Annotated in this window: 8 protein-coding genes; 4 read left to right on the top strand and 4 right to left on the bottom strand. The window is 41.1% G+C overall.

The features are described from left to right. Positions 1 to 16: 16 nt before the first annotated feature. Complete coding sequence (locus ABJH64_RS19315; protein WP_348273817.1) at positions 17 to 2,818, bottom strand: alpha-amylase family glycosyl hydrolase; 2,802 nt, start codon at positions 2,816 to 2,818, stop codon at positions 17 to 19. Positions 2,819 to 2,898: 80 nt separating this feature from the next. Then, a complete protein-coding gene (locus ABJH64_RS19310; RefSeq protein WP_348273816.1) occupies positions 2,899 to 3,942 on the bottom strand; it encodes a SusE domain-containing protein in 1,044 nt (347 codons plus the stop codon). Positions 3,943 to 4,275: 333 nt separating this feature from the next. On the opposite strand from ABJH64_RS19310, the gene ABJH64_RS19305 reads away from it, so the two are divergent. The 4 genes from ABJH64_RS19305 (at position 4,276) to ABJH64_RS19290 (ending at position 10,395) form a co-directional block, all read left to right on the top strand. Then, positions 4,276 to 5,319 carry a LacI family DNA-binding transcriptional regulator gene (locus ABJH64_RS19305; protein WP_348273815.1) on the top strand — a complete coding sequence of 348 codons (1,044 nt, stop codon included), beginning with the start codon at positions 4,276 to 4,278 and terminating at the stop codon, positions 5,317 to 5,319. 173 nt (positions 5,320 to 5,492) lie between these two features. Continuing rightward, positions 5,493 to 7,931, top strand: a complete 2,439-nt coding sequence (locus tag ABJH64_RS19300; RefSeq protein WP_348273814.1) for a glycoside hydrolase family 31 protein — start codon at positions 5,493 to 5,495, stop codon at positions 7,929 to 7,931. A 45-nt stretch (positions 7,932 to 7,976) separates the two neighbouring features. Beyond that, complete coding sequence (locus ABJH64_RS19295; RefSeq protein ID WP_348273813.1) at positions 7,977 to 9,293, top strand: MFS transporter; 1,317 nt, start codon at positions 7,977 to 7,979, stop codon at positions 9,291 to 9,293. A gap of 229 nt (positions 9,294 to 9,522) precedes the next feature. After that, the gene (locus ABJH64_RS19290) at positions 9,523 to 10,395 is read left to right on the top strand and encodes an ABC transporter substrate-binding protein (RefSeq protein WP_348299470.1); all 873 of its coding nucleotides are present in this window, start codon (positions 9,523 to 9,525) and stop codon (positions 10,393 to 10,395) included. On the opposite strand, the gene ABJH64_RS19285 is transcribed toward ABJH64_RS19290, so the two are convergent. Next, a complete protein-coding gene (locus ABJH64_RS19285; RefSeq protein WP_348275605.1) occupies positions 10,381 to 12,330 on the bottom strand; it encodes an ATP-binding protein in 1,950 nt (649 codons plus the stop codon). The two genes, ABJH64_RS19290 and ABJH64_RS19285, sit on opposite strands and share 15 nt — an antisense overlap. A 79-nt stretch (positions 12,331 to 12,409) precedes the next feature. Beyond that, a complete protein-coding gene (gene surE, locus ABJH64_RS19280) occupies positions 12,410 to 13,195 on the bottom strand; it encodes a 5'/3'-nucleotidase SurE (RefSeq protein ID WP_348275604.1) in 786 nt (261 codons plus the stop codon).

Raw genomic sequence — 13,195 nt, 5'->3', positions numbered from 1 at the left:
AGGTTAATAGATTTGATTAGTTCTTAATGAAGCGCTTGAAAAGCACTCTTTTCGTGTCATAAGCTTCAAAGATATAAATCCCTGCCTGAATATCCCTTACATCCAATTCTAAAATTTGCGAGCCTTCAGCTGAAGTTCCTTCTATCAGAATCCTCCCTGTCATGTCAATTACACGGTAATTTGCCACACTCATATCGCTAGGCATTTGAATCATCAGTTGACTCTGAGCAGGAACAGGATAGAGTTTGAAGGCATCATCTGCACCTATCTCTTTGGGGATTTCGGTTACAAAATCCTCCTGAAGTATTCCAGCAACTGGCTTGGCTAGCTTCTGATCTGTGAAGAGATAGAACTCACTAGATCTAAGGCTAAAATTGACGGTGGTGCTGCTGACGATAAGTTCTTCCCCAGTGAAGTAATTGTACCAAGTGCCCGTTTTAGGAAACCTAAGAGGAACATTCGCTGCAGTGCTCAACCCGAAATTACCATGCATTACCACATCCATTTCCTCACTCTCTAAAAAAATAGATTTGACGGTTTCGTTGAGGAAAAGTGTCGTATTATCTGGTTTATTGAATACTTCATGTGCATCTTTTAATTTGATCATTTCTTGATAAAGCTGAAATAATCGCTGACGTTGAGGACTATCTAAGTATTGCCACTTTGTAGGCTTGACACCCAATCGGTCGTTATTCAGCTCTTCATCGTAACCAAACTCCCCGAATTGCCAGATCATTTTTGGTCCGGGAATCCCAAAATAGAAGGCAGTTAAAAGTTGATTTCTGTTAACACCGTTCTCTAATTGCTTCAAATTAATAGGAGAAATGGCACCGAAGTTCAACGTCTCCCACATGACGCGCTCTTCGTCGTGGCTTTCTTGATAGGCGACCAGATTTGGATCGTTCCATCCTCTGGTGCCATGATAAGCCCAGTTGAAATTTTTATTGCCTCCTTTGGCCATCTCTCGGAAATCAAAATTCATATTCCCCCAAAACATCATACCATAATCAGCCAATTCTTTCTCTTCCCTATTCTCTGAAAGATGCTCCAAAATCACATAGGTCTCTGGGTGATTTGCCTTGATTTTGTCATAAATATGCTTCCAAATTTTGACTCGAGACGGATCGTACTGTCCCCATTTCCCTACGTCTGTTCCAGAAAAAACCTGCGTAAAACCCTTGCTAAGATCGAATCGGAAGCCATCTACCTTGTACTCAGTCAGCCAGTAGCTGTTCACTGAGTCCACAAAAGCCTGAGTGTACTCGCTCTCATGGTTGAAGTCATAGCCTACATTGAAGGGATGCTTAGCGTCCCTATTGAACCATGGATTGTCTGGTGTAGGTGCGCCATAATCTCCATCATTGTACAATCTTACCATAGGGTTCTGACCAAATGCGTGATTGAGCACCATGTCCATAATGATCATTATTCCTTTACCATGGGCTGCGTCTATGAGTTGTTTAAGATCATTTTTGGTACCATAGTATTTATCTGGAGCAAAGAAAAATGAAGGATTATAACCCCACGAAAGGTTACCTTCAAACTCACCAACGGGCATCAACTCTATGGCATTCACTCCCAGCTCCTTGAGGTAATCAAGTCGAGATTCCACTGCTTTGTAACTTCTCCTGTCATCAAAATCCCGGACTAAAAGCTCATAAATCACCAATTCCTCAGGTCTTGGTCTCTCGTAGTTTGTGTTTTTCCATATAAATTCATCCTGAGCAGTCTGCAAGTAAGTGGCCTGAAATTGAGTTTTTCCAGCTGGAAAAGGCTTCAAACCAGGGTATCTACCTTGGCTGATAATTTCTTGATCATGGTTTGGATCTGAAGTTTTGTCCGCATAAGGATCTCCAATTCGGATCTCACCATCTACTAAGTATTGAAAAATGTATTCTTTCTTGGGAGTAAGGCCGGATATTTTTAACCAAAAAATCTCTCCGTCAGGAGTCCTGTTCATTTGGTATTCTGGTACTTTGGACCAGTCATTGAAATCACCGATGACGTTGACGAGCTTTTTCCCTGGAGCATGAAGCGCCAAAATAACTTCGGTATCAGAGAGGTAATTGATTCCTAGCTTTGCGCCAGCAGGAAGTGGAGCGACTGTAGAAGGCGCAAAAACTTCGATGTTTACAGTTTCCGTATCCTGATTTGAACCGCTGCTTGCCTTGGCTACTAGCTTAAAATTACCTGCCTGAGTAGCTGTATAGCTATAGGAAAGTGATTGTACACCTGCCTCGCTTTTCACAACTGCCCCATCTAATTCAAATGCTATATCTGCCGATGAAGAAGATGTTTCGGCTTTGAAAGTATAGTTTTCTCCTACTTCCAAAGAAATAGAGGAAGTCAATGGGGAAGTAAAAACTACCTGAAAACCTTGAGTGAGTGTAACGAAAATATCTCCTCCGCTGGCAGTTTTGCCTTCTTTAGAACCATCAGCATTTCGGAAAACCATGCCTAACCGATAGATCGTTTGTCCGTTGGGGTTTAGAAAAAATGTATTTGGAGTTAGTTCGTAAGTGTATAGGTTATTTTGACCTGGCACTTTAGTCATTTTAGCCTTGTCATCAGCTGTTCCCCAGGTAAATGGTACAATAGCCCAAGTGATGGACTGTACACTTTCTGTCACTGCCCCAATATGAATATAGACCTCACAATTACAGTCTTTCAACCCTCCTGTGCCCTGTGAAGCATCAAAAGTAATCTTAACTTTATTTGCGGCATTTGGTACTGTAGGATCCGTAGTCACCTGCGCCATAGTTTCTGAGGAAAAAATCAGAAGCAGCAGAAGTCTAAGGATAAGTAGATTGGTCTTCATGGGTTTATAGTAAGAATGACTGGCTTAGACATAGATGCCCAAGCCAGTCATAGGTAAACTTTGGTGAATTGAGATTAGCTTTAATTCTTTTTAAGCGTATAAGAAACTTCCCCTGGCACATTGAAATCGAGCGTAACAGTGTAGTTGCCTGCTGTTGCGATGGGAATGTTATCACCGTCTTTGACCAACTTGCCATCTTTTGGACCGAGGTTATAATCCCAGGATTGATTTGCTCTGAATTTGATGTCTCCCACTTTGAGATCTAGTGTAAGAGTCAACACATTCAGATCTCTGTTGAAATTCATAGGAGTTTCAGCATCCCATCCACCTGCTGTGGCATTGCCTATGACACCCCAAAGCTTAGGCGCTGAAATGGTATAGGTTTTTGAGGATAAATCTACCGTCATTTCATAAGTACCAAATTCAGCTACTTTAATATTAGCTGCATCACTTGCATTATCAAGCTTTCCATCAGCACCAGTATCACCGTAGTTCTTCCCGTCCACCCAGGCTGGCTGCTCAGTGAATTTAAATTCCTTGCTTCCAGTAAGAATGTGGACAAAACCAGTGAAGGTAGTATTATAACCTACCGACTTCAGCGTAGTGTTTAGGTTGCCTGGGTTCCAGCCTTGGTGATCGCCCGGTACGTACATCAATGGGTACGGCACAAATGTGCTATACGGTGTTACTGATAGCGTAAGTGTCTGTCCGACTATTGGCGCCATCGGCTGATTGAAAGTTGATTTCACTCTGAACTCTGCATTAGCAGCAGCATCTACAGGAAGACCTTTAGCTATCAAAGCGTCATTTAGCTTTTTAGTCTGAACTTCAATCGTTGTGGTCATAGAAGATCCTAAATCTACTGCATTGGCAAAAGAAGCTCCCGGAAGATCCATTTGTAGCACATTAGTTACTTCTCCTGCAGTGCCAAAATCCGCAGCAGTCACTGAGAACGGAATCATTACGTCTTGATCATCCAAACTCAGCTCTAAGGCTGAACCCTGCGCAGGGTTAGTTATATCGGCTCCAGTCTGAGGGATGATTGGCGGCATGTCATAGTTGTCACATGACCAAAGCACCGGAAGTAGAAAAGCCAGATAGGCAAATTTGTAGCTTGTTTTCATAATTTTTGGGTTTAACCTTGATTTATAATTGTCTGTTTATTTACCACTATAACTTCCTTTTAATCATTCCTATTTTTTGAGAAAATAGCTTGCAGGGCAACAATGGTTGCCAAATTTTAGTTGAAACTCATCGTAAATACAAGTAACCCAAGTATGTAAATACCTAATTTTTTATTGCAAACGTTTGCGTTAACGTTTGCATAAAAAACAAAAAATTGAATACTAAGAGATTAAACGAAAAAGGAGGGAGTTTTTCTTTCAAAATTGGATAGATTGCCATCTGCTCTGTTTACCGATTTTGAGTTAAAAAAATTGCTGTAAAAGAATAAATTTATGAAATTAGGACAAGCCACTATTAAGGATATAGCTAGGGAGCTCAACCTCTCTGCATCCACCATCTCTCGAGCATTGAAAGATTATCCAGGTATCAGCGATGAAACTAAGCGTCGAGTGAAGGAAATAGCCGAAAAAATGAATTATCGACCTAACGCTATCGCCCTTTCCCTTCGTAAAAGCAGGTCGTTTACCATAGGTGTAATCATTCCTGAAGTGGTTCATTTCTTTTTTTCAACAGTTATCAGCGGAGTCGAAGAAATCGCTAATTCCAGAGGGTACAATGTGATTTTAGCACAAACGAACGAGAAACTAGAACGGGAAATTTCGAGTATTGAAACCATGCTTTCTAATCAAATCGATGGAGTTTTAGTTAGTTATTCCAAGGAAACAAAATCGTTTGAGCATTTTACAAAGGTTTTAGATCAGGGATTCCCCATTGTTTTTTTTGACCGTGCTCCCGCTATCCCCGATGCCATCAATGTGATGGTAGATGACTATCAAGGCGCGTTCGATGCTACCTCGCATCTGATCCTCCAAGGGTATAAAAACATCGTACATCTAGCCGGACCAAAAACGCTTAAAATTAGTATCGATAGAGAAAATGGCTACAAGGATGCCCTCAAAAGATATGGAATCGAAGTAAATCCCGCATATATTATTACTTGCCCAAAAGGAACCATGGAGGAAGGCCGTGAGTTGGTCAGCGAACTGCTAGCATCCCATCCCGAAAAGCCAGATGCCTTTTTTTCCTGCAATGATATCGGTGCAGTGGGTGCCATGATGGCATGTCGTGATGCAGGTATGAAGATACCAGAGGATGTTGGGGTTGTAGGATTCAGCGATTGGCAATTTTGCGCTATGCTAGAACCTCAGCTTTCATCGGTTTCACAGCCAGGTTTTTTGATGGGAGCAAGAGCGACAGAGATATTACTCGACATTATAGAAAAGAAATTAGATCCTAGCACGATGGAAAAAACCCTCGTTCTAGAGACTAAATTGATGGAAAGGGATTCTTCGAAAAAATTATCTCAAAAAAATTGAATTTTTTTGAGATAAAAGTGCAAACGTTTGAATAGGGCAAATTTTTCAATCAAGACAGATCGTCTATAAGTATAGCTATAGATTCTCGGCTGGGGTTGCGTTAAATGATTTTTTGTGATTAAGAATTGGTTATAAATTAGAACCGTTTCACCTAGAACGTGCACACTTAATCCATGATTCAAAACCCACAGCCGACCCTTCAGCACCAATCCTCCTCCCGATACGTACCCATTGGGAAAATTGATAAATGGACAAGAACTTCAGATGGTTTTTCTGCTAAAAGTGAGATAGCCCAAGTCCAAATCACTGTGATACGAGCTGGTATTATTCGCATTCAAGCAACCAGAAATGATTCGTTTGATGTGAATCCCTATTCAATTGTAGCCCAACCTCAGGAAATTGATTTCTTCTTAGAAGAACAGGAAGACTCTCTTATCCTTACTACTTCTCAAGTTCAAGTACAGTTTGATCTACAAGGAGGTATTTGCTCCTTCTTCGATTTGAATGGTTTCCTTCTAAATAAAGATGATTCTTTGGGGATTTCATGGCTAGGTACCGAAGTTACTTGCTACAAGGAGGTTCAAGCCAACGAGAAATTCATAGGTCTAGGAGAAAAAACAGGGAATCTGAATCGAGCTGGAAGAGCTTACACCAATTGGAACACGGATTATTTCGGCTATGGAATCAACGACGATCCCTTGTATGCCAGCATTCCATTCTATATTGGTTTGCACGGAGAGAAAGCCTACGGGATTTACTTTGACAATACCCACAAAAGCGTTTTCAACTTTGGTGCTTCTACAGATAGATTTTCCTACTTCAATGCAGAAGATGGTGATATGGACTATTATTTCATCCATGAGCCGACTGTAGCAGAAATCATTAGCAGCTATGCAACATTGACAGGAAAAATGAAAATGCCACCGAAATGGGCTTTAGGATATCAGCAATGCCGATATTCCTATTACCCAGACAGTGAGGTATTGGCGTTGTCAACGACTTTTCGAGATAAAAAAATTCCCGCAGACGTCATTTACCTGGATATCCACCACATGGAGCAATATAAGGTGTTCACGTTCGATGGTGAGAAATTTTCGGATCCGAAAAATCTTATCTCTAGACTTAAAGAAAAGGGATTTCGAGTGGTGGTGATTTTAGATCCAGGCATCAAAACCGAGGCGGGTTATTTACCTTATGAAGAAGGCAAGGCAAAGGGACTTTTCTTAAAATATCCTGATGGCAAAGATTATGTAGCTCAAGTCTGGCCTGGATGGTGCGCTTTTCCAGACTTTACCAATCCAGATACTCGTTCGTGGTGGATGGAAAAACTAGTTTTCTACACAGAAGCTGGTGTGGATGGATTCTGGACCGATATGAACGAGCCAGCTTCTTGGGGTCAGTTTACTCCAAATTTAATCGAGTTTGATTACGAAGGAACCACCGCCTCCCATAGAAAAGCTCGAAATATTTACGGCATGCAGATGGCCAAAAGTACCCAGGAAGGTTCTGTCTTAAACCTACCTAATCAACGTCCATTCGTATTGACCAGAGCGGGATTTGCAGGGGTTCAACGATTTGCAGCAGTCTGGACAGGTGACAATGTCTCCACCGAAGAGCATATGCTAGCTGGAGTTCGCTTGGTCAATAGTTTAGGATTGAGCGGTGTCCCATTTTCAGGATATGATTTAGGAGGTTTTGCGGGAGAGGCCACTAAGTCACTCTATGCGCGCTGGATGAGTATAGCCGCATTTTCTCCGCTCTTTCGTGCACATTCCATGATCAACAGCAATGATGCTGAACCTTGGGCTTTTGGCGAGGAAGTGGAAGAGATCTCCAGAACTTACATGAAATTGAGGTATAATTTACTCCCGACGATATACAGTAAATTTCGCCAAAGCTCCCATACAGGATTACCCTTAGCGGCTAGTTTAGCGATAGCTTATTCGAACGACCCTCTGATTTTCACGCCTGCCTTTCAGAACCAATATTTATTCTGTGATTCATTTCTAATAGCTCCTGTAGAAAGTTTCAAGGAAATTTTAAAAGTCTATTTACCGGTTGGAGATTGGTATTACTTTTTCAATGATCAAGCCCACAGCGGTGGGCAGGTTATCTACCAAGACTGTCCGTTGAATAACCTTCCGGTTTTTGTCAAAGCAGGAAGTATCCTTGCGCTGCAAAGTGACGTAGCTCATAGCTCAGCCAAGCATGACGGAATATTAAGAATCCATGTGTATGCGGGCTCAGAAGGGAGTGAGTACCTTCACTATGAAGATGATGGGGTTAGTTTTGACTTTGAGTCGGGTGTTTACCATGAGCGATTGATTAGCTATTCCCCAATGAATCAATGCTTAACTATCAATAAAGCAGTGGGTCACTTCATCAGCCAATTTAATAGGCTTCGGGTTTATCTACATGGCTTCACCACCGACTCCGTTGTATATAAGGAGCAATGCCTTAGCTTGAAACAAGAGAATTTTGCTTTTCTAGATGCATTGAGTGAGTTTGATCCTTTGCCAGATTCAAGCTTTCCGCATTTGTCCATTTCAAATCTGAAATATTTGGAGCTACCGATACATTCAGAGAGAATGGAAATCACTGGCTTGGTTTAAAGCTATTTTATCAACTTTATTTACAAATTCACTCAAATGACCCCTATGAAAAAGAAGTTAGACTTCTGGCAAATCTGGAATATGAGTTTTGGAATGTTAGGAATTCAATTTGGGTTTGCGCTGCAAGGGGGATTCATGTCGAGAATTTTTCAGACACTCGGAGCTGACAAAGACGCTATTCCCATGCTTTGGATTGCTGCTCCCCTGACGGGATTATTGATTCAGCCGATCGTGGGTTATATGAGTGATCGTACTTGGTCCTACAAGTTTGGTAGAAGAAAACCCTACTTTTTCGTAGGGGCTGTAATGACTTCAATTGCTCTATTTTTTACCCCCTACTCATCCACACTATGGATGGCGGCAGGTGCTCTATGGATACTCGATGCTTCTATCAATATCAGCATGGAACCCTTTCGAGCTTTGGTGGCAGATAAGCTTCCGGATTCCCAACGATCCTATGGGTTCGTAGTACAGACATTAATTATCGGTACGGGTACTTGGATAGCTTCTAATTTACCTTGGCTAATGACTAAGCTAGGTGTGCCAAATACTGCTCCTGAGGGAGTAGTGCCTGATTCTGTGAAATATGCCTTTGCTATTGGAGCTTTTGTGCTTTTCTCGTCCATTCTCTATACCATACTTACGACCAAAGAATATCCACCGGAAAATCTGGAGGAATTTGAAGCTGAAAAAGCTAAGAGTAAAGGGTTGCTGGCAGGATTTAAAGAAATTATTGGAAGTATAGCCGCCATGCCATTGGTCATGAAGCAACTGGGGATAGTACAGTTTTTCTCTTGGTTTGCGTTTTTCACCATGTGGAGTTTTGCTACTCCAGCGATCACGGAGCACATTTTCCAAGCCACAGATACCAGCTCGGTAGCTTACAACAACGCAGCTGACAGTGTGGGAAATTATCTAGGCACCTACGGACTGGTATCTATGTTTGCAGCTTTGCTATTGTCGGTGTTCACCAGTAAATATAAAATCAACCGAAAGTTGCTCCATTTAGTAAGCTTAATGGCTGGAGGATTTGGTTTCATACTGATTTATTTCATCAGTGAGCCTTGGATGCTTCACATTTGTTTTGCGTTGGTTGGCATCGCTTGGGCAAGTATTTTATCCATGCCATACGCCATGCTTTCCAGTTCTGTTGATCCGAAAAAAATGGGTGTTTACATGGGGATCTTCAATATGTTTATCGTCATACCTCAGATCATTGCTGCCTTAGGTGGTGTCAATTTCCTATACAAACTACTTTTTGGTGAAGCGATAATCAATACCATGCTTCTAGCTGGCACACTTCTAATCTTGGCTGGATTGAGTAATCTTTTGATTCAAGATCGAAAAGCAGCACACGATTAAACGCTTAATTTGCTAATCCGTCATGAGCCCGACCGACGTGAAATCCTAGTTTATCTAGCTTGAAGACCGATGTTTAATACCGCCTGAATTCATAAGTTATCCAGATGTTATAGTGCTTTTGGCTCTTTCCTGATAAGTAAGCGTATGTTCATACAGATGAATTTTTTTATTAATAGGAAAATGATTCTATAGGTGGTTATTACCTTTGCCACATCTGAAAATTATCCCTATGAAAACCCTTAGAATCACCGGAGTTCCTGAGCATTTCAATTTTCCATGGAAAAAGATCATCGCACAACAACCATTTGAAAAAAATGGGATTCTTCTCCAATGGACAGATGAATCCCGAGGATCCGGGCAAATGAATAAGGATTTGAGGGAAGACAAAACCGATATAGCCCTGGTGCTCACGGAGAGTTACCTGAAAGATTTTGAGGCAGGAAATCCATCTAAAATGATTGGTTTTCACGTCCTTTCCCCACTGATTTGGGGAGTTCATATAGCTGGAAAATCTACAGTAGAAGTCATAGCTGATATTCAAGACCCAACTTTTTTGATCAGCAGAAGCGGTTCAGGGTCACACTTGATGAGCTATGTTCTTGCGGAGCAGGCAGGATGGAGTGCATCCAACTTAGAATTTAAAATAGTAAACAATCTCCCTGGGGCTTTAGAAGCAATGACTGCTAAAGGACCCGACATGTTTCTTTGGGAAAAATACACCACCAAACCTTGGGTAGATTCTGGACAAATGAAACGGATCAAGGAAGTGCCAAGTCCTTGGCCGTGTTTTGCGATTATTGCCTCTGACAAAGCACTAGTTGAATTTGGGGAGGTTATTTTTCTTTTGCGAGACTTAGTCTATGAGGCGTCTAAGCAGCTTCAAACTAGCCCAACTGCCAGTACTGAAATAGCCAAAAACTATGATCTAAAAATCGAAGACGTAAAAGAATGGCTCGGCCAGACGTCTTGGGCTGTAGATGCAAAAATCTCCAGAAATCAATTAGTAGAATCTATGAAAAGAATGAAGGATTTGGGGATCATAAAAGAAGAAATATTACTGGAAAAATTTCTAACTCATCAGCAGCTATTAATTATTGATTAGGATTCTGCTGGCAGGAATCCGTACACAAACTTTCGTTCCTTCTCCCTCTCTGCTGGTGATAGACAATTCACCACCGTTTCTACGGGTGAATTCCTTACAGATCTGTAGCCCTAGACCTGATCCTTTTTCCATTTGGGTACCACGCTTAGAATCAGATATTACATACTCAGAAGAAAGCAACTTTTTGATTTGCTCATCCTTCATCCCTATTCCCCTATCTTTCACGCACCACACGATCATATCATTTTCTAGCTCAGCAGAGATTTTGATTACATCGCCAGCTTTGGAAAATTTAATTGCGTTGTTCAAAATGTTTCTGATGACCACTTCTATTAAATCCCTATCTGCAAACACTTCAATATCAGTCAGCAAGGAGGTGTCGTCTATTTCAATAGACTTTTCTTTGAGCTGAGGCTCGATGAGGGACAGCGTGGAATTCACCAAAATGGCCAAGTTAAAATTCACCTTTTGAAGGTTAAAACCCTCCATCTGCGTAAGTGACCACTTCAAGGTATTGTTCAAGGTAAAATAAACCGAGTCCACATCCTTTTTCAAATTCTGGATCAGTATATCAAACTCTTCCTGATCCAAATGTCCATCAGTAAGTAAATCGACTACAGATTTTACTTGACCCACAGGACCTTTCAAATCATGTCCTAAAATTGAAAAAAGCTTGTTTTTGGTTTGATTGATTTCTTCTAATTGGATTGATTTGGCTTCCAAATCAGCATTTTGAATTCGTATTTGCTGCTTCCGAAGAATCAAATTCTTATTATACCTTTTGATGTTTCTATTGAGGTAAAGCAACCATACTACCAGGAAAAAAATCAAAATAGAACCTATGCTCACCAGCAGAATGATACGCTTATTGTTTTCTAAAGCTATTGCTTGGGTTTCGTTTTGAGCAAGCAATAACTCAAGCTCTGATTGTTCCAAATCATCTTTAAACATCCCTTGCATGAGAGCTAACCTATCACTGCCTGATTTTGTAACCAGGGAGTCATTTAGAGATATGAATTTAGATTGGTTTTCATAGGCTTTTTTATAATCTCCTCTCAAAAAGTAATATTCCGAAAGCAATTGGTGAGAAATAGCCAGCTGCTCATAAATGCCAAGCCTGTTGGATATTTCCATACCTTCTTCTATAACCTGTAGCGCTTGCTCCGGTTTATTGTCAGCGAGATAGGTTTTGCCGAGTAAGTTGAGAACACTGGCTGTGAAATTCTCGAGTCCTTGAATTTTACCGTTTTCAATAGCCTTGGCAAAGATTATCTCAGCAGAATCAAGTTGGTTGTTTTTGAAGTAGATGTCACCTCTCAAGCGATTTGAAAAAGAAAGTAAATAGGGAGAACCTGCATGCTCATTTGTAGAAATGGCCTTAGTTACATAATACTTAGCTGAATCCAACTTGTCCATTCGTATGTAGTTGAATGCAATGTTGTTCAGACTTCGAATCATGGTGTAGATATCGTTGGCCTCTTCGCTTAATTCGAAAGCTTTTTTGAATTGTTGAAGGGATAATGGATAATTCCTCTGCTCAAAATAAAGCGCCCCCATACTATTTAAAACACGTGCTGCAGCTTTTAGATCATTTCCTTCTATAGCCAAATAATATGCTTCTTTGGAGTAATCAAAAGTCTTCTGCCACTTGCCCCTACGGTAATAAATCCACCCGATATTCTCCTTGGCTATCGCTTCTCCCGATTTATCTGAAAGATCTTGAGCAAGTTTCTCGGCTTCCAGTGCATAATCAAATGCTTCTTGTTGCTCAATTTCTCTAAGGTAAGTGGACAATTCATTCAGAATCGACAGTCTATCCTTACCAGTGGCAGTTGGAAGAGCAGTCCTAAGACTATCCATGTTCGGGATTTGGGCCTCTACCGCAGTGGATCCTATCAGGACGAAAAACACAAAAAAAGTAAGTTTCAGGTTCAAACGGTTTTTATTTTTTATAAATGGCAATAATAACGATAATCAGTCAATCACGCTAGGTAAAAACAAAACCAATCAGGTTCTACTTCTTTAACTTTTCCCAATCCCAGTCTTTATGAATCTGAGAAATCGCATGGTGCGCTGTCAAATCGTATTGACATGGAACTATAGAAACGTAATTGTTAGCTATCGCCCATTCGTCATTGTCTTCACCTTTATCAAAATTCACAAAGTTTCCAGCTAGCCAGAGATACTTTCGACCATTTGGGTCAAAACGCTCCGAGAACTCTTCCTGCCATTTGGCTTCCGCCTGCCGGCAAACTTTGATGCCCTTGATTTCTTCGTTTTGTTTTGGAGGAAAGTTTACGTTCAACGCTACACCTTTAGGCATTCCATTTTCCAGAACTTGTCTGGCGATTTTCTCCACCCAAACTTCTACATGTGAAAAGTCAGCTTTGGAAGAAAAATCACAAAGACTAAATCCTATAGACGGATAACCCTCCATAGCACCTTCTATAGCTGCTGACATAGTTCCGGAATAGAGCACCGAAATCGACGTATTGGAACCATGGTTTATTCCGCTTACAATCAAGTCAGGACTTCTATCCTTCATTACGTAATGTTTGGCCAGCTTCACACAATCTGCCGGCGTACCGCTAGACTTGAATGCTTTGACATCCTCAAAGATTTCTTCTTCCTCCAATCGGAGCGTTTCTCCGATGGTGATCGCATGACCCATGCCCGACTGAGGGCTATCTGGTGCTACTACGATCACATCTCCTAGTTTTTTCATGACAGATACGAGTACACGTATCCCTTTGGATGTGATCCCGTCATCATTTGAGACGAGAATAAGTGGTTTAGACAT

Source organism: Algoriphagus sp. (assembly GCF_039969895.1).
Taxonomy (GTDB): Bacteria; Bacteroidota; Bacteroidia; order Cytophagales; family Cyclobacteriaceae; genus Algoriphagus.
Note: the sequence above shows the minus strand (reverse complement) of the source record. Positions and strands in the feature narration are given on the sequence as shown.

Excerpts from the sequence above, each read along its gene's own strand:
- ABJH64_RS19315 (WP_348273817.1), bottom strand. The coding sequence starts at position 2,818 with ATGAAGACCAATCTACTTATCCTTAGACTTCTGCTGCTTCTGATTTTT.
- ABJH64_RS19310 (WP_348273816.1), bottom strand. The coding sequence starts at position 3,942 with ATGAAAACAAGCTACAAATTTGCCTATCTGGCTTTTCTACTTCCGGTG.
- surE (WP_348275604.1), bottom strand. The coding sequence starts at position 13,195 with ATGTCTAAACCACTTATTCTCGTCTCAAATGATGACGGGATCACATCC.
- ABJH64_RS19295 (WP_348273813.1), top strand. The coding sequence starts at position 7,977 with ATGAAAAAGAAGTTAGACTTCTGGCAAATCTGGAATATGAGTTTTGGA.
- ABJH64_RS19290 (WP_348299470.1), top strand. The coding sequence starts at position 9,523 with ATGAAAACCCTTAGAATCACCGGAGTTCCTGAGCATTTCAATTTTCCA.
- ABJH64_RS19300 (WP_348273814.1), top strand. The coding sequence starts at position 5,493 with ATGATTCAAAACCCACAGCCGACCCTTCAGCACCAATCCTCCTCCCGA.
- ABJH64_RS19305 (WP_348273815.1), top strand. The coding sequence starts at position 4,276 with ATGAAATTAGGACAAGCCACTATTAAGGATATAGCTAGGGAGCTCAAC.